Genomic DNA, 19,550 nt, shown 5'->3' with positions numbered 1-19,550 from the left:
GAGGCCCCGTGTCCTTCGTCCCCACCGATCCGCTCGGCCTCGACGAGCTCCTCAGCCCCGAGGAAGCCGCCATCCGCGGCACCGTCCGCGCGTGGGCCGCCGACCGGGTCCTCCCGTACATCGCCGACTGGTACGAGCGCGGCGAACTCCCCGGCATCCGGGAGCTCGCCCGCGAACTCGGCGCGCTCGGCGCCCTCGGCATGTCGCTGGAGGGGTACGGCTGCGCCGGGGCGACCGCCGTGCAGTACGGGCTCGCCTGCCTCGAACTGGAGGCGGCCGACTCCGGGATCCGCTCCCTCGTCTCCGTCCAGGGCTCCCTCGCCATGTACGCGATCCACCGCTACGGCTCCGAGGAGCAGAAGCAGCGCTGGCTCCCCGGCATGGCGGCGGGCGAGCTGATCGGCTGCTTCGGCCTGACCGAGCCCGACGTCGGCTCCGACCCGGCGGCCATGCGCACCCACGCCAAGCGGGACGGCACGGACTGGATCCTGAACGGCCGCAAGATGTGGATCACCAACGGCTCGGTGTCCTCGGTCGCAGTGGTCTGGGCGCAGACGGACGAGGGGATCCGCGGCTTCGCCGTGCCCACCGACTCGGCCGGCTTCTCCGCCCCCGAGATCAAGCACAAGTGGTCGCTGCGCGCCTCGGTCACGAGCGAGCTGGTCATGGACGACGTCCGGCTGCCGGCCGATGCCGTGCTGCCGGGGGTGACGGGCCTGAAGGGGCCGCTGAGCTGCCTCAGCCACGCGCGGTACGGGATCGTCTGGGGCGCCATGGGTGCGGCGCGCGCCAGTTTCGAGGCGGCGCTGGACTACGCGCGGACGCGCGAGCAGTTCGGCCGCCCCATCGGCGGGTTCCAGCTCACCCAGGCGAAGCTGGCGGACATGGCGCTGGAGCTCCACAAGGGCATCCTGCTCGCCCACCACCTGGGCCGGCGGATGGACGCGGGCACGCTGCGGCCGGAGCAGGTCAGTTTCGGCAAGCTCAACAACGTCCGCGAGGCGATCGAGATCTGCCGCACCGCGCGGACGGTCCTCGGGGCCAACGGGATCTCCCTGGAGTATCCCGTCATGCGGCACGCCACCAACCTGGAGTCGGTGCTCACCTACGAGGGCACCGTCGAGATGCACCAGCTGGTGCTGGGCAAGGCGCTCACCGGTCTCGACGCCTTCCGGTGAGGCCCTGCCTCAGCTCTGGTTGAAGAAGTCGCGGGAGCGGCCGCCCGGCTCGCCGCTGACGATCTGGGTGTCGGCCGGGGTCAGCAGGAAGACCCTGGTCGCCACCCGTTCGATGGAGCCGCGCAGTCCGAAGGTGAGGCCGGCGGCGAAGTCGACGACGCGCTTGGCGTCGGCGGGGTCCATCAGCGACAGGTTGACGATGACGGGCACGCCCTCGCGGAACAGCTCGCCGATGGCGCGGGCGTCGCGGAAGCCGTCCGGCGTGACGGTGGCGATGCGGCGGCCGCGCTCGACGGCGGACTCGGACGCGACCCGGACCCGCGGGTCGGTGGCCCACTGGTCGCCGGGGCCGGTGACGGAACCGTGCCCGGCCTCCGCGTATTCGTCGTCGTAGTAACGCTCGTCGTCACTGTCCTCCACGAGACCCAGCCAGGCGCTCGCCTTGCGTACCGAACCCATGGACGCCTCCTTTCACCGCGGTCAGTCTGTCTTTTTCTCCGCAACCCCTATGGTCCTCCATGATGCTGACAACGCGCCAAGCGGATGGCCGCCGCGAACTTCTTTCGTGACGGTACTGGTGCAGAACATCCGTTGCACGGTGGAGGATCCTGGTCGGTGCCACTGCTGACCGAGTGAAAATACGACCGGTGCGGCCGCGCGGGTGGTCGGCGGGGGCGGACGGGTGACTGATCTGGCTGGATACGATGCCCATCTTTCCGCGGATGACACTCGGGGGGCCCGTATTGTTCGGCATCGTCAGGCCTTGTTCGCACCGGCTCGGAGAGCGGTTCAAGGCGGAGTGGACGGCCCATTTGTGCGGGCTCTGCCTGGCACTCAGGGGTGACCACGGACAGTTCGCCCGCATCGTGACCAACTACGACGGGCTTCTCATATCGGTTCTGACGGAAGCTCAGTCGGGTCCTGTCGCGGGCGGCCGGCGCACCGCCGGCCCGTGCCCCCTGCGCGGGATGCGGACGGCCGCCGTGGCCGACGGCGAGGGCGCGCGGCTCGCGGCGGCCGTCTCGCTCGTCCTCGCCTCGGCGAAGATGCGGGACCACGTCGCGGACGGCGACGGGCTGTTGGCCCGCGCGCCGATGGCCGCGGCCGCCCGCCGGGTGGCCCGGCGCTGGGACCGGGCGGGCGCCCGCACCGGCGCCTCGCTGGGCTTCGACACGGCCGTCCTCGTCGACGCCGTGGACCGGCAGACCGGCATCGAGACGCTGGCCGGTCCGGGCACGCCGGTGCTGGTGGTGACCGAGCCCACGGAGACGGCGACGGCCGCGGCGTTCGCGCATACCGCACGGCTGGCCGGGCGGCCCGGAAACGCCGCCCCGCTCGCCGAGGCCGGCCGGTACTTCGGCCGGCTCGCGCACCTGCTGGACGCGGTCGAGGACCAGGGCGAGGACGCCGTGAACGGCGCCTGGAACCCGCTGACGGCGACCGGGACCCCGCTCGCCGAGGCGCGCCGGCTGTGCGACGACGCCCTGCACGGCATCCGGCTCGCGCTGGACGAGGTGGAGTTCGCGGACGCCGGACTGGCCCACCGGCTGCTGGTGCACGAGCTGCGGAACTCGGTGGACCGCGCCTTCGGCACCTCCTCCTGCGGGCACGCGGCCGTGAACGCCGCGGGCCAGGGCGGCGGCTTCGGCGCACCGCCGCCGCAGGGCTTCGGGCCGGGCCACGGGAACCCGTACGGCGGCGCGCCGGGGACCCCGTACGGCAGCGGGCCGGGGAACCCGTACGGCGGGGGCGCGCAGGGCGGCGGGCCGTACGGCGGCGGGCCGTACGGCGGCGGCCCCGGGATGCCGCCCACGGGCGGCCCGGGCGGCGGCGGGCAGCCGCCGCGGAAGCCGCGGCGCGGGCTGCTCGCGGGCTGCGTGGTCGCGACGTGGATGTTCTGCACCTGCCAGCTGTGCTGCACCGACCACGAAGGCCCCTGGTCCCGCAAGAAGCGTGACGCCTGGTGCGACTGCTGCGACTGCTGCAACTGCGGCAACCCCTGCCCCGGAGGCGGCAGCGGTGGTGGAGGGGGAGGCGGAGGCGGAGGAGGCGGTGGCGGTTGCGGCAACTGCTGCGACTGCGGGTGCGGCTGCGACTGAGCCGCCGTCAGGGGCCGCAGGCCCGGACGGCGTACTGCCGGGTTGCCGTCCGGGCCGGGCGTGGAAGGGTTGGCGACACCAGCGATCACGCACCCGACCCCGAGGCGGACTGCCGTTCATGACGCGAACTCCCGCCGGCGCCCGCCCGGTGCCCCCGCCGACCCGCCGGCTGCCCCGGCGGGTCGATTTCCGGCCGTTCCGCGGCCCGGGGGCGACCGCCGCGCCGAGGGGGGCCGCGGCCGGACGCCGCGGCCGCTCCCCGGCTCCGCCGACCACGTCCTCCGCCCGCTCCCACCGCCGGGCGGCCCCCCGCCGCCCGGGGCGGCCGCGGGCGGGCGGAGGCCGAAACGCGCCCTTGTCCCCGGTATCCGGCGCCGAGACACTCCCGTCAGCGCCGCCCGGGGATTTGTCAGGGGCACGACGAAAACTGTGCGCCCGCCGTACCCCCGGCCGCGCCTCACGGGCTCCGGCTCCCCCACACCGCCGGGCCCCCGATCCCTCCCGGGAGGACGACAAGTGAGGATCAAGAGCATCACCCGTACCCGGCTGCTCGCGGTGGCCGCAGGCCTGGCAGCCGTCGCCGGGCTCGCCGCGCCCACCGCCGCCAGCGCGGACAGCGGCTTCAGCGCCGCACGGCTCGCGGCGGCCGGCGCCTCCGTCGAGCGGGCCGACGTCGCCGGCACGGCCTGGTACACCAACCCCGCCAACGGCACCCTGGTGGTCGCCGCCGACTCCACGGTCACCGAGGCGGACCTCGCCAGGATCCGCAAGGAGGCCGGAGCCGACGCCGCCGCCCTGCGCGTCGAGCGCATCCCCGGCCAGCTGCGCAAGCTGGTCTCCGGCGGCGACGCGATCTACGCGTCGAGCTGGCGCTGCTCGGCCGGCTTCAACGTCCGCAGCGGTACCACCTACTACATCCTGACCGCCGGCCACTGCACCGACGGCGCGGGCACCTGGTACACGAACTCGGCGCGCACCACGGCGATCGGCCCGACCGTGGGATCGAGCTTCCCCAACAACGACTACGGCCTCGTCCGCTACGACAACACCTCGCTGTCCCACCCCGGGACCGTCGGCAGCCAGGACATCACCAGCGCCGTCAACGCGACCGTCGGCATGTCGGTGACCCGCCGCGGCTCCACCACCGGCACCCACAGCGGCACCGTGACCGGCCTGAACGCCACCGTGAACTACGGCAACGGCGACATCGTCTACGGCATGATCCGCACCAACGTCTGCGCCGAGCCCGGCGACAGCGGCGGCCCCCTGTACTCCGGCACCCGCGCGGTCGGCCTCACCTCCGGCGGCAGCGGCAACTGCTCCTCGGGCGGGACGACCTTCTTCCAGCCGGTCGTCGAGGCCCTGAACGCGTACGGGGTCAGCGTCTACTGACCCGGCAGGAGCGCAGCGGCCCGCCCGGGCCCCGGACCCCGGGCGGGCCGCTGCGTGCGCCGGTCACGCGGCGGGCCGCTCCTCGGGCAGGCCGCTGCCGACGGGGGCCCCGGAGCGGCCCCTGCGGAAGGCGGCGCAGGCCAGGGTGACGGCCGTGCCGCCCACCGCCCAGGCGGCCAGCACCAGCAGCGGCCCGGTCGTGCCGTGGCCGCCGAAGTACGCGAGCGAGCGCGCCGCGTACGTCCCCGCGCCCGGCGGCAGGGCCGGGCCGACGGCCTGCCAGAACGGCGGCAGCAGCGCGTACGCGTAGGCGCCGCCCGCGCTCGGGTTGCCGACGACCACCACCAGCAGGATCGCCAGGCCGATGCCGACCACCCCGGCCAGCCCCTGCAGGGCCAGGGTGACCGCGCCGACCGCGAAGACCACCATGGTGCCCAGCCCCCACAGGGCCGCCGTCCCGCCTGGCAGCGCCCCCAGCACCGGGCCCGCGACGACCGCGCCGAGCAGCCCGGCGGCGGCCGCGTACACCAGCAGCGCGCCGAGCCGGATCGCGGCGCGGACGGTGTTCGCCGGGCGGGCGCCGGCGCTGACCGCGAGGGCCGCGGCGCAGAGGTAGCCGCCCACGCACCAGCCGACGACGAGGTAGAAGGCGCTCAGGCCCCGGGCGTCGCCCGCGGCGGCCGGGGCGGCGTCGACGACCTGGAGTGTGCGGCCCCGGGACTCCTCGGCGAGGGCGACGACCTGCTCCAGGGCCTGGGAGAGGGAGGCGCCGGCGCCGCTCGCGACGAGCAGCCGGTCGGGCCCGCCGCCCGGCCGGACGATCAGGGCTCCGTCCGCCTCGCGGGTGCGGACCCGGCGGAGCGCGGCGGCCTCGCCGGACACCGCGTATGCGTCGAGCGGGTCGCCCTCCAGGCCGTCGAGCTGCCGCGCGGTCTCCTCGGCGGCCGGCGCGGAGGGGGCGGCGACGGCGAGGCGGATCCCGCTGGGGCGGGGGTCGTGGAAGGCCCCGACGTAGGAGAGGGAGAAGGCGAGCTGGAGGGCCAGCACGCCCAGTACCAGCAGGGCGGCCCGGGCGGTCACGGCGTCCTTGACCTCCGCGGCGAACCCGCCGGGCGCGGGCGCGTCGCGGCCCTCTTCGGTGCTCTGGGTCATGTCTCACACGCTCGGCGGGCAGGAGGGGGAGCGCAGCAGGGGAGTGCCGGACGGGTGACGGCTGAAGCGGAGGGTCCCGCGGAGCGGACCGCCGGATGATCGAACAACTGTTTCGCACGGGTATTCGAATTGCCTTATGGTGGAGAGAAGGGGGAGGTGACACCTAGGGAGAGCAGGAGGCGCGGGTGCCAGGGTTCACGCATCTGCACACCGTTTCGGGGTTCTCCATGCGCTACGGAGGCTCCCATCCGGAACGGCTCGCGGAGCGTGCCGCGGAGCGGGGCATGGACGCCCTCGCCCTGACCGACCGCGACACCCTCGCGGGCGCGGTGCGGTTCGCGAAGGCCTGCGCCAAGGCCGGGGTCCGGCCGCTGTTCGGGGTGGACCTCGCCGTGGCCGCCGCCCCCGCCCCGGGGTCCGCCGCCGCTGCCGGGCCGGCCGCGGAGGCGTCCCACCGCCGCCGGACCCCCGTCAAGGGCGGGGCCTTCGTCGACGAGTCCGCCCCCCGGGCCGTCTTCCTCGCCCGCGACGGCGCCGCCGGCTGGGCGGAGCTGTGCCGGATGGTCACCGCCGCCCACGCGGGTGCCCCCGGCGCCGCCGCCCCGACCGCCCCGTCCGGCCCGCCCGTACTGCCCTGGGGGGAACTGGCCGGCACCGGCGTGTTCGCCCTGCTCGGCCCCGGCTCCGAGGTCGGCCGGGCCCTGGCCGCCGGCCGGCCCGACCGGGCCGCGCGGCTGCTCGCGCCCTGGCGGGAGGTGTACGGGGACGCCCTGCGGCTGGAGGCCGTCCACCACGGCCGCACCGGCACCGGGCCCGGCTCCCTGCGGCTGGCCGCCCGTACGGTCGGCTTCGCCGCCGAGCAGGGCGTGCCGGCCGTGCTCACCAACGCCGTCCGCTACGCCGATCCCGGGCAGGGGCCCGTCGCCGACATCCTCGACGCGGCCCGCCGCCTGGTGCCCGTCGACCCGCGGGGCCCCCTCGACAGCGGCGAGCGCTGGCTCAAGGACCCGGCCGCCATGGCCGACGCCGCCGAGCGGATCACCCGGGCCGCCGGCCTCGGGCCGGGCGACGCCCGCCGGCTCCTCGCGGAGACCCGGCGCACCGCCGAAGCGTGCGCGGTGGACCCCGAGGACGACCTCGGCATCGGCTCCGTGCACTTCCCCGAGGCCCGCCTCGTCGGCGCCGGCCACCGCACCGCCCAGCGGGTCCTCGCCTCGCGGGCCGCCGCCGGCATGGTGCTGCGCGGCTACGCCGGCAAGCCCGCGTACTGGGAGCGGATGCACCACGAACTCGACATCATCGCCTACCACGGCTTCGCCCCGTACTTCCTGACGGTGGCCCAGGTCGTCGACGACGTACGCGCGATGGGCATCCGCACCGCCGCCCGGGGATCCGGCGCCGGATCCCTCGTCAACCACCTCCTGGGGATCGCCCACGCCGACCCCGTCGAGCAGGGCCTGCTGATGGAGCGGTTCCTCTCCCGGCGCCGCCGCGTCCTGCCCGACATCGACATCGACGTGGAGTCCGCCCGCCGGCTGGAGGTCTACCGGCGCATCATCGACCGGTTCGGCGCCGAGCGCGTCGCGACCGTCGCCATGCCCGAGACCTACCGCGTCCGGCACGCCATCCGCGACGTGGGCGCCGCCCTGTCCATGGACCCGGCCGCCGTCGACCGCCTCGCCAAGGCCTTCCCGCACATCCGCGCCCGCGACGCCCGCGCCGCCCTGGCCGAACTCCCCGAACTGCGTGCCGTCCGCGAGGAGCCGCACGGGCGGCTGTGGGAACTCGTCGAGGCACTGGACGCGCTGCCCCGCGGGATCGCCATGCACCCGTGCGGGGTACTCCTCTCCGACGCCTCCCTGCTCGCCCGCACCCCCGTGGTGCCCACCAGCGGCGAGGGCTTCCCCATGTCCCAGTTCGACAAGGACGACGTGGAGGAGCTCGGCCTGCTCAAGCTCGACGTGCTCGGCGTGCGGATGCAGTCCGCGATGGCGCACGCCGTCGCCGAGATCCGGCGGGCCACGGGGAAGGAGCTCGACCTGGACGACCCGGCACAGGTGCCGCCGGGCGACCCGGCGACGTACGCGCTCATCCGCTCCGCCGAGACCCTGGGCTGCTTCCAGATCGAGTCGCCGGGCCAGCGCGACCTGGTGGGCCGGCTCCAGCCGTCGACCTTCCACGACCTCGTCGTGGACATCTCCCTCTTCCGGCCCGGCCCGGTCGCCGCCGACATGGTCCGGCCGTTCATCGAGGCCCGGCACGGGCGGGCCCCGGTCCGCTTCCCGCACCCGCACCTGGAGCCCGCGCTGGCGGAGACGTACGGGGTGGTGGTCTTCCACGAGCAGGTCATCGAGATCGTGCACGTCATGACCGGCTGCGGGCGGGACGAGGCGGACCGGGTGCGGCGCGGGCTCTCCGACGCGGACTCCCAGCCGCGGATCAAGGTGTGGTTCGCGGCGAAGGCCGCCGAGCGGGGCTACCCGGCCGAGGTGATCACCCGCACCTGGGAGATCGTCGAGGCGTTCGGCAGCTACGGCTTCTGCAAGGCGCATGCCGTGGCGTTCGCGGTGCCGACGTACCAGTCGGCGTGGCTCAAGGCCCACCACCCGGCCGCGTTCTACGCCGGGCTGCTCACCCACGACCCGGGCATGTACCCCAAGCGGCTGCTGCTCGCCGACGCCCGGCGGCGGGGCGTGCCGGTGCTGCCCCTGGACGTGAACCGCTCGGCGGCCGCCCATCGCATCGAACTGGTGTCCGATCAGGGGGGCGGGCCGCCGGTGTGGGGGCTCCGGCTCGCCCTCGACGACGTCCACGGCATCAGCGGCGCGGAGGCGGCGCGGATCGAGGCGGGACAGCCGTACGGGTCGCTGCGCGACTTCTGGGAGCGGGCGCACCCCGGGCACCCCGTCGCCCAGCGCCTGGCTCAGGTCGGCGCACTGGACTCCTTCGGCGCCAACCGGCGCGACCTGCTGCTGCACCTGTCCGAACTGCACGGCGCGCAGCGCGCCGCCGGAGCCCGCGGCGGCGGCCCCCGCAGCGCCCAGCTCCCCCTGGACGGCGGCCGGTCCACGGCCGCGGTCGGCCTGCCCGACCTGACCGACGCGGAGCGGCTCAGCGCCGAGCTGGGCGTCCTCGGCATGGACGCCTCCCGCCACCTGATGGGGGACCACCGGGCCTTCCTGGCGGAGCTGGGCGTCGTCCCCGCCGACCGGCTGCGCGAGGTCGGGCACGGCCGGACGGTCCTGGTCGCGGGCGCCAAGGCGGCCACCCAGACCCCGCCGATCCGGTCCGGCCGGCGGGTCATCTTCAGCACCCTCGACGACGGGACCGGCCTGGTCGACCTGGCCTTCTTCGACGACAGCCACGAGGCGTGCGCGCACACCGTCTTCCACTCGTTCCTGCTGCTGGTCAGGGGCGTCGTGCAGCGCCGCGGCCCGCAGAGCCTGAGCGTCGTCGCCTCGGCCGCCTGGAACCTGGCCGAACTGGTCGAACTGCGCGAGGCCGGCGGGCTGGACGCCGTCGCGCAGCGGCTCGCCGAACCCGCCGCGCCCGCAGGCGGCGAGGCCGGCGCGGACCCCTCCGGCGGCCGCCGGGTCCACCTGCCCACGGGCTACGAGATGAACCCGTGGGCGGACCTCCGGCCGGCCGGGGAAGGGGCGGCGACGGGGCGCCGGCTCTGGCACGCGAGCCCGGGGAGTGCGGGATGACCGGGCAGCAGCAGCCCCGCACCACCGGGCAGCGCGGAGCCGTCGGGCAGCGCGGAGCCGCCGAGCAGCCGGCCGCCCGGCGGCCGGCCGTCAGGCCCGCCCCCGCGGCCGGCCCGGAGGCCGCCGCCGGCGCCGCCGTGCTGTGCGTCCGCCTGCGCCGGCTGGACGGGGAGCCGCTCGGCGCATCCCTCTACACCGGCCTGCTCGAACTGCTCGGCGAACTCACCCCCCTCGTGCAGCCCGCCCCGCCCGACACCGCGCTCCTCGACGTCCGCGGCGCCCTGCGCTACTTCGGCCGCAGCGCACCCGAACTGGCCGCCCTGATACGGGTCCGCGCCCTCGCCCGGTACGGCGTCGACTGCGCGATCGGCATCGCCGGCAACCCGATGCTGGCCCGGATGGCCGCCGCCGGTGCCGCGTACGGGCGCACCGTCCGCGTCGGCCCGGAGCCGGGCGCGGTACGGGAGTTCCTGGACCGCAAGCCCGTCGCCGCCCTCCACGGCGTCGGCCCCAAGGCCGCCCGCACCCTGTGCGCGTACGGCCTCGACTCGGTCGGCCGCGTCGCCGCCGCACCGCCCGCCGTCCTGCGCCGCCTCCTCGGCGCCCGCGCCGGCCGCGAGGTCCACGAACGCGCCCTCGGCATCGACCGCACCCCGGTCCGGCCCGGCGCCGCGGCCCGCTCCCTGGCCGCCGAGCGGCCCTTCACCCGCGACGAGCTGGACCCCGTACGGCACCGCAGCGCGCTGCTCTCGCTGACCGAGGAGCTCGGCGCGCTCCTCCGGGCCCGCGGACAGGTCTGCCGGGCCGTCTCCCTCACCGTGCGCTGCGCCGACCGCACCGGCCTCACCCGCACGAGGACCCTGGCCGAACCCACCGCGCACTCCGCCGACTTGACCGCCGCGGCCTACGCCCTGTACGCGGCGCTGGGCCTCCAGCGGGCCCGCGTGCGGGCGCTGTCGCTGCGGGTCGAGGAGCTCGCCCCGGGCGAACGGGCGGCGCACCAGCTGAGCTTCGACCCCGAGGACGAGAAGGCGCGGCGCCTGGAAGAGGTCACCGACCGCGTCCGAGCGCGCTTCGGCCCGCACGCCATCGCTCGCGGCTCGCTAGCGGCCTAGCAGCAGAGCGGTCGGGGCGCAGTGGACACGTGACTTTTTTACCGACGCGTAACTTCCCTGTATTGCTACCCGCCCGTAATTTGGCCTGAGCAGCACTCCTTGTGATCCGGATCACGGGATTGAACCCCCACGTCCCTTCCCCTTGACCCGCAAGGAGATCACCCGATGCTGCCCTGGCGACGCCTGCTCCGCCCGCTGGCCGTCCTCGTCCTCACCGCCGCCGCACTCGCCGCCCCGTCCGGAACCGCCCAGGCCGCCACCGGCCCGAGCAGCGGCTGGAACAACTTCTCCTGCAAGCCCTCCGCCGCCCACCCCCGCCCGGTCGTCCTCGTCCACGGAACCCTCGGCAACTCCGTCGACAACTGGCTCGGATTCGCCCCGTACCTCGTCCACCGCGGGTACTGCGTCTTCTCCCTCGACTACGGCCAGCTGCCCGGCGTGCCGTTCTTCCACGGGCTCGGCCCGGTCGACAAGTCCGCCGAGCAGCTCTCCGCGTACGTCGACCGGGTGCTCGGCGCGACCGGGGCGCGCAAGGTCGACATCGTCGGCCACTCCCAGGGCGGCATGATGCCGAACTACTACCTGAAGTTCCTCGGCGGCGCCGACAAGGTCAACGCGCTCGTCGGCCTCGCCCCCGACAACCACGGCACCACACTGAGCGGCCTCACCAAGCTGCTGCCCTACTTCCCCGGAGCCGAGGAGCTGATCAGCACGAAGACCCCCGCGCTCGCCGACCAGATCGCCGGATCGCCCTTCCTCACCAAGCTCAACGCGCCCGGCGACACCGTGCCCGGAGTCCGGTACACGGTGATCGCCACCAAGTACGACCAGGTGGTCACCCCGTACCGCACCGGGTTCCTCCAGGGCACCGGGTCCCAGGTGCGCAACGTCGTCCTCCAGGACCTGTGCCCCCTGGACCTCTCCGAGCACCTCACCATCGCGCTCACCGACCGGATCGCCTGGCACGAGGCGCTCAACGCCCTCGACCCGGCGAACGCCGAACCGACCACCTGCGCCTCGGTCTTCGACTGAGCCGCCCGGGCCGGGTCACGGCAGCAGGGCGCGGAGGCCTTCCGCGGTGCGGGCCTGCCGGTCGAGGGCGTCCAGCGCGCGGACGGCCTCGGCGGCAGCCCCCGGGTCGCGGTCGGCCAGCCCGCTCGCCGCGAACTCGTCCTCGTCCAGGCGCAGGACGGCCGACGCGTCCGCCGAGACCCACAGGTCGAGGTCGAGGTCCTCGACGCGGATCTCGCCGCCCGCGACTGCCGCCGGGCGCGTGATGTCGCAGTACCAGCCCTTCAGCACGCCGTCGCCGGCCCGCACCTCCTTCACCGCGTACCAGCGCGAGCGCCAGTAGTGCTCGGTGAAGACGTCGCCCGGCTCGAAGCGGACGAAGCCGAAGTCGCGGACGCCGTCGGCGGCCCACCGGGCGCGGACCGTGATCCGGTCGCCGTCGTCGGACAGCACCCGCGCCGGGTAGCGGATCTTGGTGCGGCCCGCCTTCGAGAGGGCGACGGCCACGTCGTCCGCCGCGCCGGCCCCGTCCGCGGGGCCGGCCAGCGGCTTCGCGTAGCGGACCTCCGTCGCGCAGACCTCGTACCCGAACCACTCGTTGACCGCGAGCATCGGCCCGTTCCCGGTGTCGTTGCCGGTGAAGGCCTCCCGGTAGCCGGCCGCGCGGGCCCGGCGCAGCGAGTCCGCCTTGGCGAGCTTGGCCAGGCCGCGCCCGCGGAAGGCCCGCGCGGTGCCGGTCATCGCCGAGCCGTAGCGCGCGGCCCCGTCGGTGCGGGCCGCGCTGAACGCGGCGACGGCCCCGTCCACCACCACGACGGAGGTCAGCTCCCTGTCGAGCTCCGGGTCGTTCCAGACGGTCCGCAACCAGTCCTCGTAGTCGTCCAGCAGCAGCGGCACGTCCCCCGGCTCGTCCGCGGAGGCCTCCGCGTCCGCCTCGAACAGCGGGCGCGGGTCGTCCGCGAACGCCGAGCCGGGGCGCAGCCCGACGCCCGGAGGCAGCTCGGCGGGGGCCGGAGGCAGTGCCGCCTCGGACAGGTCCAGACGCAGGAAGTGCGCGGAGCGGCTCGCCCGGTAGCCGTGCCGCTCGGCGAACGCCCGCGCCGGCTCCTCGTCCAGCACCCACGCGTACACCTCCACCGCCCCGCAGGCGGCGAGGTGCTCCTCGGCCGCCCGCAGCAGCGCCGTCCCCGCCCCGCGCCGCCGGTGCGCCGGGTCCACCTGGGCGTTGACGAAGGCCCGGCCCGGCTCGGCGCCGTCGTGGGCGATGCCGGTCTGCGCCGTGCCGACCACCCGCCCCGCGCCGTCCTCGGCGACGAGGATCCGCGCCCGCCGTGCGGCGGGCGCGGAGGCCAGCTCGAAGGCGACCCCGGCAGGCGTGGAGATCATGAACGGCAGCGCCGCACGGCGGATCCGTACGACTGCCTCCACGTCGGCGGGGTCGAGCGGACGGAGATCACGGATCGAGACGGTCATGGGCCGACCGTAGGCGCCGGGACCTGCCCGACGCCTGCGAATATCCCGGCGGATGGGGGAGAATCGGCCCGTGACCTCGATGAACCCGACGAACCTGAGCATCCGGATCGACGGCTCGGCCGGCGCCCCCGCCCCGTACGAGCAGCTGCGCGCCCAGATCGCCGACGCGGCGCTGGCGGGCCGGCTGCCGGTCGGACACAAGCTGCCGACGGTCCGGGGCCTCGCCGAGGAGCTGGGGCTCGCCGCGAACACGGTCGCCAAGGCCTACCGGATCCTGGAGGGGGACGGCGTGGTCGAGACGCGGGGCCGGCACGGCACGTTCATCGCGGCCGCCGCCGACTCCGCCGCGCGGGAGGCGGCCGCCGCCGCCCAGGCCTACGCCGAACGCGCCCGCCGCCTGGGCCTCACCTTCGACGAGGCCGCCGCCGCGGCCATGGACGCCCTCCGCGCCCGCTTCAACTGATCAGACCTCAGAGGTACAGGCCAGCCTCCGCCGTGTGGTGCTGGGGCGGCAGCAGCGGGCCGGCCGGGCCGGTGCCGCGGAGGCGGGCGTACAGTTCCGCCAGCGTCGCGCCGTCCCGGGGGACGTCCTCCTGCGTGCCCAGCCAGGCCGCGGCCTCGCCGTGCGTGAGCCGGCCGACCTCGATGCGGGCCAGGCACCGGCCGGGGCGCACCACGGCGGGGTGCAGCCGCTCCAGGTCCTCGTTGGTCGTCACGCCGACGAGGACGTTGCGGCCCTGGCCCAGCAGGCCGTCCGTCAGGTTCAGCAGCCGCGACAGGGCCTGCCCGGCGGTGTGCCGGGCCTCGCCTCGGATCAGCTCGTCGCAGTCCTCCAGCAGCAGCAGCCGCCACCGGCCGCGGGCCGTGCCGTCGTCCTCGCCGATGGCGATGTCCATCAGGTAGCCGACGTCGTTGAAGAGCCGCTCGGGGTCGAGGACGCAGTCCACCTGGCACCAGTCCCGCCAGGACCGGGCCAGCGTCCGCAGCGCGGACGTCTTCCCCGTCCCGGGCGGGCCGTGCAGCAGCAGGAGCCGCCCGGTGATGTCGTCCGGGGTCACCTTCATCAGGCGGTCCATGGCGGACGCCACCGGCGCCGTGTAGTTCCGGCGGACCTCCTCCCAGGTGCCCGCGGAGATCTGACGGGTCGTGCGGTGGGGGCCGCGGCGCGGTGAGACGTACCAGAAGCCCATGGTGACGTTCTCCGGCTGCGGCTCCGGCTCGTCCTGCGCGCCGTCGACGGCCTCGCCGAGGACGCCCTCGGCGAGTTCGTCGCTGACGGCGGTCACCGTCACGTCCGCGCCGCGGCTCCAGCGCGAGACGAGCACCGTCCAGCCCTCGCCCTCCGCCAGGACGGCGCTGCGGTCGGAGTCGCGCGCCGCGCGGAGCACGGCGGCGCCGGGCGGCAGCAGCGTCGCCTCGGCCTTCACCCGCTCGATGCTCACGCTCCGCGAGTAGGGCTGCTCGCCGGACGCGAACCGGCCGAGGAACAGCGCGTCGACGACGTCCGCCGGCGAGTCGCTGTCGTCGACGGTGAGCCGGATCGGCAGGGAGTCATGGGGGTTGGCTGGCATGGCGCCCATGATCCGGCACGGGCCGTCGCGGCGCACCGGTGTTTCCCCGGAACGGCCCAGGGGCTCCCCGTTCGGCTCCCACCCCAAACGCCGGCGGGGTGAAGGTCCGGCGCCCAATCCTGCGCCGAACCTCCTTGGCATGAACACTTCCGGCCAATCGCGGCTCCTTGTACCACGGACTCAGGAGTAACCCCGACTCCCGAGTAACCCCCCCCACGAACACCCCCACGAGGAGCCGCACATGCCCCTGCGCAGCATGCCCCGCCTCGCCGCCTGGACCTCCTCCCTGCTGCTCGCCGCCGGCGCCGCCCTGTTCGGATCCGGCCAAGCAGCCGCCGCCTCGGCCGACTTCGGCTACGCCGCCCTGGGCGACTCGTACTCCTCCGGCCTCGGCGCCGGCGGCTACGACTCCACCAGCGGCAACTGCAAGCGCACCCCCCGCGCCTACCCGGCCCTGTGGGCCGCCGCCAACTCCCCGCAGACCTTCGCCTTCACGGCCTGCTCCGGAGCCCGCACCGGCGACGTCGTCTCCAACCAGCTCGGACCGCTGAACTCCGGAACGGACCTGGTCAGCATCACCATCGGCGGCAACGACGCCGGATTCTCCGACGTCATGACGACCTGTGTGCTCCAGTCCGAGTCCACCTGCGTCAACCGGGTCAACCAGGCCAAGGGATACGTCGACTCCACCCTCCCCGCCCAACTCGACCGGGTCTACGGCGCCATCCGCGGGAAGGCCCCCGCCGCCCGCGTCGTCGTCCTCGGCTACCCCCGCTTCTACCAGCTGAACGGCACCTGCATCGCCGGCCTCACCGAGGGCGAGCGCGCCGCCATCAACGGCGCGGCCGACCACCTGAACGCCGCCATCGCCAAACGTGCCGCCGCGCACGGCTTCACCTTCGCCTCCGTCGCCGGCACGTTCACCGGGCACGAGATCTGCTCCGCCAGCCCCTGGCTGCACAGCGTCAACTGGGCGAACATCTCCGAGTCCTACCACCCGACCGCCGCCGGGCAGTCGGGCGGCTACCTGCCCGTCCTCCGCAACGCGGCCTGACCGCCGCGGGCGGCGGACCCGCAGGCCGGCCCGCCGCCCGCAGCGCCCCGTACGCGCGCAGCCCGTACGCGCCGTGCTCAGGCGGTGGCCTCCGGGTCGAACTCGGACCCGGTGCCGGCGCCCGGCTCCGGCTCGGTCCCGCCGTCCGCCTGCGGGTCCGGCTCCGGGGCCGGGGACACGGCCGGGCCCGGCGAGGCGCTCGCACCGGGGGAGGGGGACCCGCCCGACGGGGGCTCCTCCTCGCACACCACCGAGAACTCCACCCACTCCGAGACCGCCTCCGCCGGCCCCCGGACCTCCAGGCGCACCGCGTCCTCCAGGGTCCCGCCGGACCGGTGCGCGAACTCGGTGTGCCCCAACTCCAGCTTCCCGTCCGCCGGGTACGGGGCGGACCGCCAGCCCTCGGCGGAGCCGCCGCCGCGCCGCACCCACCGGTACTCCACGGACGCCGGCCGCGGCTCCACCGCGACGGCGGCGGTGAAGGCGGGCGCCCGCGACGCCGCGGGCGGACAGGTCCCGCCGTACGCGGCGCGCACGGCGCGCACGGCGGCGGAGGCGTGCGGCTCGGCCGTCACCGACGGCGAGGCGGACGCGGACGCGGAGGCCGACGCGGACGCCGAGGCCGAGGCGGACGCCGGCCCCGATCCGCCGGAGGGGCCCGCCGACCCGCCCGCCGTCCCGGGAGCGGGCCCGGATGCGCCGGGCGTGTCGGCGGAGGCCGGCGGGCCGGCCGAGCCGGAGCCGTCCCCGCCGCCGGCGGCCCGGTCCGCGAGCAGCAGCCAGGTCAGCACCGCCACCGCCGCCACCAGCACCGCGACCCCCGCGGCGAGCACCGTCCCGGCCCGCCCCGGGCCCTGCGGCCGCGGCCCGTACCCGGCACCCGGCTCCGCGACGGGTGCCGGGCCGGTCCGCGGCATCGGCGCGGTCGGCCCGGGGTGCGCGAGCGCCCCGACCGGACCGGCCTCCCAGCCGCCTCGGGCGGGGGCGGGGGGCGCGGCCGCGCCGGACGCGGACCGGGGCCCGCCCGGATCCCGCACGACCCCGCCCGCGGCGACGGTCCGCAGCATCCGGGCCGCCTCCTCCGCGGGCGGCCGCCCGCCCGGGTCCTTGTGCAGCAGCCCCTCCAGCACGGGCGCCAGCGGCCCGGCCCGCCGCGGCTCCCGGGGCTCGTCCTCCACCACCGCCCGCAGCGTGGACAGCGCGGACTCCCGGCGGAACGGCGAGACGCCCTCCACGGCCGTGTACAGCGTCACCCCGAGCGACCACAGGTCCGAGGCCGTGCCGGGCTCCTCGCCCAGTGCCACCTCCGGCGCGATGTACTCGGGGGAGCCGACCACCTCACCCGTCACCGTGAGCGCCGTCGTCCCCTCCAGGCGCGCGATGCCGAAGTCGCCCAGCACCACCCGGCCGTCGTTGGCCAGCAGCACGTTCGCGGGCTTGACGTCCCGGTGCAGAACCCCCGCCGCGTGCGCGGCCCGCAGCGCCGCCAGCACCTGATCGCCGACGTGAGCGGCGCGCTGCGGGGCGAGCGGACCCTCCGCCTCCAGCGCGTCGGCCAGCGACAGGCCCCGCACCAACTCCATCACGATCCACGGCCGGCCGTCCTCGGTCACCACGTCGTACACCGTGACGACCCCGCGGTGCGCCACCCGCGCCGCGGCCCAGGCCTCCCGCTCCAGCCGCCGGTACAGCCGCCCGACCTCGGCGCCGTCCAGCCCGGCGGGCGCGCGCACCTCCTTGACGGCGACCTCCCGGGCCAGCACCTGGTCCCGGGCCCGCCACACGACACCCATGCCGCCCCGGCCCAGCAGGCCCAGCAGCCGGTAGCGGCCCGCCAGGAGCCGGTCCGGGCCCGCCGCGCCGCCCGTCCCGCCGCCTACGCCTCCGCCCGCCGGGCCCGTCCCGCCGGCGCCCCTGCCGTCCGTCACGCGAGCCCCCTGTGCATCCGTGCGTCCCTGCGCCCCTGTGCGATCGGGCGGTCACTCCAAGTTAGCGCAGTGCGCCCCGCGTGACGCCTGTCGCGGCGCCGCGACGCGTGGCGCGCCGGGGCGCGGGGCGCCCCCGCCGTGCCCCCGCGTGCCGCCCCGGGAAGGGTTGAAGACCGCGAAGCTTGCGGAGAGTAACCGCCAACTCCACTGAGTAACCGTCAACTCCCCGACGCATAGGGGTAATTCACACCACCGGGATACCCGGGGGCGTCTCGGGGGCGATAGGGTTAACCTGCCCGGGCCGGGTGCCCTCGTACGGGTGGGGAGAGAACATGGAACAGATAACGATGCGCAGCAGGCCGCCTCGCGTGCCTGCCATCACCTGCGGCAGCAGCGCGACCAGCTCGCGCCTCGACCGCCACCTCGCCGTGCTGGGCGGACCCGCCGTCCCGCACCGGGAGGTCGCGGAAGCGACCCTGCTGATGCGCGAACTCACCTCGCGCGACCACACGCACCGGCTGCGGAGCCGGAGCGCGCGCGTCTCGCTCTTCGCACCGCTGCGGCGGCTGCGCCGCTCGCTCTTCGGCAGCCGCCGCTCGTAAGAACGGTCCCACGTCCCGTCAGGTTGCGCCCCGGCCTACGTAATTACTCCATCCCGGCGCAGTGTCGCGATCTGCGCGCCCGACATCCCCAGGGCGCGCAGCAGGGCGTCGGTGTGCTCGCCGAGCGCGGGCACCGCACCCATCCGCGGTGCGGCGCCCCCCGGAAGCCCGATCGGCGGCAGCAGCGCCCGCAGCGGACCCGCCGGCGATCCCACCTCCCGCCAGCGGTCGCGCGCCGCGAGCTGCGGATGCTGCGCGAGCTGCGCCACCGAGTTCAGGCGGGCGCAGGCGATGCCCGCCGCCTCCAGCCGCCTGACCGCCTCGGCCGCGTCCAGCCGCCCCAGCGCCTCCGCGACGACCGCGTCCGTCTTCTCCCGGCCCCGGGTCCGCGCGGCGTTCGTCGCGAACGCCGGATCGTCCGCCAACCCGGGCCGCTCCAGCACCTGCTCGGCCAGCCGCCGCCACTCGCGGTCGTTCTGCACCGACAGCAGTACGCGGTCCCCGTCCGCCGTCGCGTAGGCGTCGTACGGGGCGATCACCGCGTGCGCCAGGCCCGTCCGGGCGGGCTGCTCCCCGCCGTGCATCGTGTGGTGCAGCGGATGCCCCATCCACTCGGCGAGCGCGTCCAGCATCGACACCTCCACGCGGCCCCCGCGCCCGGTCACCCCGCGGCGCAGCAGCGCCGCCAGGACCCCGGAGAACGCGTACATGGCCGCGGCGATGTCCGCGGCCGGAATGCCCGCCTTGACGGGCTGCTCCGGGGTACCCGTCACCGACACCAGGCCCGCCTCGCACTGCACCAGCATGTCGTAGGCCCGCTTGTGTGCGTACGGGCCCTGCGGGCCGTAGCCGGAGACGTCCACGGCGACCAGCCGCGGATACCGCGCGCACAGCGCCGCCGAGTCCAGCCCGAGCCGGGCGGCGGCGCCCTGCGCGAGGTTCTGCACGAACACGTCCGCCCCGGCCAGCAGCCCGTGCAGCACCTCCAGCCCGCGCGGGTCCTTCAGGTCCAGCGCGAGGGACTCCTTGCCGCGGTTGGCCCAGACGAAGTGCGAGGCGAGGCCGTGGGCCGCGGTGTCGTAGCCGCGGGCGAAGTCGCCGCCGTCGGGGCGCTCCACCTTCACCACCCGCGCCCCCAGGTCCGCGAGCTGGCGGGTGGCGAACGGGGCCGACACGGCCTGCTCCACCGCGACGACGGTGACGCCCTCCAGGGGCAGCGGGTCCGCGGGCTGCGCGTGCACGTCCTGAGTGTGAGATGCCATGCGCCC

14 protein-coding genes and 2 pseudogenes are annotated in these 19,550 nt (G+C 75.9%); 9 read left to right on the top strand and 7 right to left on the bottom strand.

What is annotated here, in order from left to right:
• The first annotated feature begins 8 nt into the window (after nucleotides 1–8).
• Entirely contained in the window at nucleotides 9–1,178 is a 1,170-nt protein-coding gene (locus tag ACZ462_RS13865; RefSeq protein ID WP_467806021.1) for an acyl-CoA dehydrogenase family protein, read from the top strand.
• Nucleotides 1,179–1,187: 9 nt separating this feature from the next.
• Here the strand turns inward: ACZ462_RS13865 and ACZ462_RS13860 are convergent, their stop codons facing one another.
• Complete coding sequence (locus tag ACZ462_RS13860) at nucleotides 1,188–1,637, bottom strand: cell division protein SepF (RefSeq protein WP_467806022.1); 450 nt, start codon at nucleotides 1,635–1,637, stop codon at nucleotides 1,188–1,190.
• A gap of 284 nt (nucleotides 1,638–1,921) precedes the next feature.
• Here ACZ462_RS13860 and ACZ462_RS13855 point away from each other — a divergent pair, with 284 nt between their 5' ends.
• Nucleotides 1,922–3,277 (top strand): DUF5685 family protein, encoded by a 1,356-nt coding sequence (locus ACZ462_RS13855; protein ID WP_467806023.1) that lies wholly within the window; start codon nucleotides 1,922–1,924, stop codon nucleotides 3,275–3,277.
• A 516-nt stretch (nucleotides 3,278–3,793) separates the two neighbouring features.
• Nucleotides 3,794–4,669 (top strand): S1 family peptidase, encoded by an 876-nt coding sequence (locus tag ACZ462_RS13850; RefSeq protein ID WP_467806025.1) that lies wholly within the window; start codon nucleotides 3,794–3,796, stop codon nucleotides 4,667–4,669.
• Nucleotides 4,670–4,732: 63 nt separating this feature from the next.
• On the opposite strand, the gene ACZ462_RS13845 is transcribed toward ACZ462_RS13850, so the two are convergent.
• On the bottom strand, nucleotides 4,733–5,821 hold the full coding sequence (locus ACZ462_RS13845; RefSeq protein ID WP_467806027.1) for a DUF3533 domain-containing protein: 1,089 nt from the start codon (nucleotides 5,819–5,821) through the stop codon (nucleotides 4,733–4,735).
• 185 nt (nucleotides 5,822–6,006) lie between these two features.
• Between ACZ462_RS13845 and ACZ462_RS13840 the strand changes: the two genes are divergently transcribed.
• From ACZ462_RS13840 to ACZ462_RS13830, 3 genes are all read left to right on the top strand, one after another.
• Entirely contained in the window at nucleotides 6,007–9,528 is a 3,522-nt protein-coding gene (locus ACZ462_RS13840; RefSeq protein WP_467806029.1) for a DNA polymerase III subunit alpha, read from the top strand.
• On the top strand, nucleotides 9,525–10,643 hold the full coding sequence (locus ACZ462_RS13835; RefSeq protein ID WP_467806031.1) for a DNA polymerase Y family protein: 1,119 nt from the start codon (nucleotides 9,525–9,527) through the stop codon (nucleotides 10,641–10,643). Before ACZ462_RS13840 ends, ACZ462_RS13835 begins: the two co-directional genes overlap by 4 nt.
• A 165-nt stretch (nucleotides 10,644–10,808) precedes the next feature.
• Complete coding sequence (locus ACZ462_RS13830; RefSeq protein ID WP_467806033.1) at nucleotides 10,809–11,675, top strand: esterase/lipase family protein; 867 nt, start codon at nucleotides 10,809–10,811, stop codon at nucleotides 11,673–11,675.
• A gap of 15 nt (nucleotides 11,676–11,690) precedes the next feature.
• Here the strand turns inward: ACZ462_RS13830 and ACZ462_RS13825 are convergent.
• Together ACZ462_RS13825 and ACZ462_RS13820 are read right to left on the bottom strand one after the other, a co-directional pair.
• Nucleotides 11,691–12,101, bottom strand: a pseudogene (locus ACZ462_RS13825) (ribonuclease FAU-1 family protein); the annotation flags it as partial.
• 96 nt (nucleotides 12,102–12,197) lie between these two features.
• Nucleotides 12,198–13,127 (bottom strand): annotated as a pseudogene (locus ACZ462_RS13820) (GNAT family N-acetyltransferase); the annotation flags it as partial.
• Between the two features lie 79 nt (nucleotides 13,128–13,206).
• Here ACZ462_RS13820 and ACZ462_RS13815 point away from each other — a divergent pair.
• Nucleotides 13,207–13,590, top strand: coding sequence for a GntR family transcriptional regulator (locus ACZ462_RS13815; protein WP_467806138.1), 384 nt, complete (start codon nucleotides 13,207–13,209; stop codon nucleotides 13,588–13,590).
• 7 nt (nucleotides 13,591–13,597) lie between these two features.
• Here ACZ462_RS13815 and ACZ462_RS13810 read toward each other — a convergent pair whose 3' ends face one another.
• Nucleotides 13,598–14,707: a DUF5925 domain-containing protein gene (locus tag ACZ462_RS13810; protein ID WP_467806035.1), complete on the bottom strand. Its 1,110-nt coding sequence runs from the start codon at nucleotides 14,705–14,707 to the stop codon at nucleotides 13,598–13,600.
• 232 nt (nucleotides 14,708–14,939) lie between these two features.
• Between ACZ462_RS13810 and ACZ462_RS13805 the strand changes: the two genes are divergently transcribed.
• Nucleotides 14,940–15,752 (top strand): SGNH/GDSL hydrolase family protein, encoded by an 813-nt coding sequence (locus ACZ462_RS13805; RefSeq protein WP_467806037.1) that lies wholly within the window; start codon nucleotides 14,940–14,942, stop codon nucleotides 15,750–15,752.
• A 77-nt stretch (nucleotides 15,753–15,829) separates the two neighbouring features.
• Here the strand turns inward: ACZ462_RS13805 and ACZ462_RS13800 are convergent, their stop codons facing one another.
• A complete protein-coding gene (locus ACZ462_RS13800; RefSeq protein ID WP_467806139.1) occupies nucleotides 15,830–17,545 on the bottom strand; it encodes a serine/threonine-protein kinase in 1,716 nt (571 codons plus the stop codon).
• Between the two features lie 467 nt (nucleotides 17,546–18,012).
• Here ACZ462_RS13800 and ACZ462_RS13795 point away from each other — a divergent pair, with 467 nt between their 5' ends.
• Nucleotides 18,013–18,282: a hypothetical protein gene (locus ACZ462_RS13795; RefSeq protein ID WP_114056943.1), complete on the top strand. Its 270-nt coding sequence runs from the start codon at nucleotides 18,013–18,015 to the stop codon at nucleotides 18,280–18,282.
• 35 nt (nucleotides 18,283–18,317) lie between these two features.
• On the opposite strand, the gene ACZ462_RS13790 is transcribed toward ACZ462_RS13795, so the two are convergent.
• Entirely contained in the window at nucleotides 18,318–19,544 is a 1,227-nt protein-coding gene (locus ACZ462_RS13790) for a CaiB/BaiF CoA transferase family protein (RefSeq protein ID WP_467806039.1), read from the bottom strand.
• Between the last annotated feature and the right edge of the window lie 6 nt (nucleotides 19,545–19,550).

The organism is Streptomyces sp. NPDC031121 (genome assembly GCF_055570615.1).
This window is presented reverse-complemented; position numbering and strand designations above follow the sequence as displayed.

What these genes read in the sequence shown, in the direction of transcription:
- ACZ462_RS13860 (WP_467806022.1), bottom strand. Translation starts at nt 1,637, where the DNA reads ATGGGTTCGGTACGCAAGGCGAGCGCCTGGCTGGGTCTCGTGGAGGAC.
- ACZ462_RS13845 (WP_467806027.1), bottom strand. Translation starts at nt 5,821, where the DNA reads ATGACCCAGAGCACCGAAGAGGGCCGCGACGCGCCCGCGCCCGGCGGG.
- ACZ462_RS13835 (WP_467806031.1), top strand. Translation starts at nt 9,525, where the DNA reads ATGACCGGGCAGCAGCAGCCCCGCACCACCGGGCAGCGCGGAGCCGTC.
- ACZ462_RS13830 (WP_467806033.1), top strand. Translation starts at nt 10,809, where the DNA reads ATGCTGCCCTGGCGACGCCTGCTCCGCCCGCTGGCCGTCCTCGTCCTC.
- ACZ462_RS13815 (WP_467806138.1), top strand. Translation starts at nt 13,207, where the DNA reads ATGAACCCGACGAACCTGAGCATCCGGATCGACGGCTCGGCCGGCGCC.
- ACZ462_RS13810 (WP_467806035.1), bottom strand. Translation starts at nt 14,707, where the DNA reads ATGGGCGCCATGCCAGCCAACCCCCATGACTCCCTGCCGATCCGGCTC.
- ACZ462_RS13805 (WP_467806037.1), top strand. Translation starts at nt 14,940, where the DNA reads ATGCCCCTGCGCAGCATGCCCCGCCTCGCCGCCTGGACCTCCTCCCTG.
- ACZ462_RS13800 (WP_467806139.1), bottom strand. Translation starts at nt 17,545, where the DNA reads ATGGGTGTCGTGTGGCGGGCCCGGGACCAGGTGCTGGCCCGGGAGGTC.
- ACZ462_RS13795 (WP_114056943.1), top strand. Translation starts at nt 18,013, where the DNA reads ATGGAACAGATAACGATGCGCAGCAGGCCGCCTCGCGTGCCTGCCATC.
- ACZ462_RS13790 (WP_467806039.1), bottom strand. Translation starts at nt 19,544, where the DNA reads ATGGCATCTCACACTCAGGACGTGCACGCGCAGCCCGCGGACCCGCTG.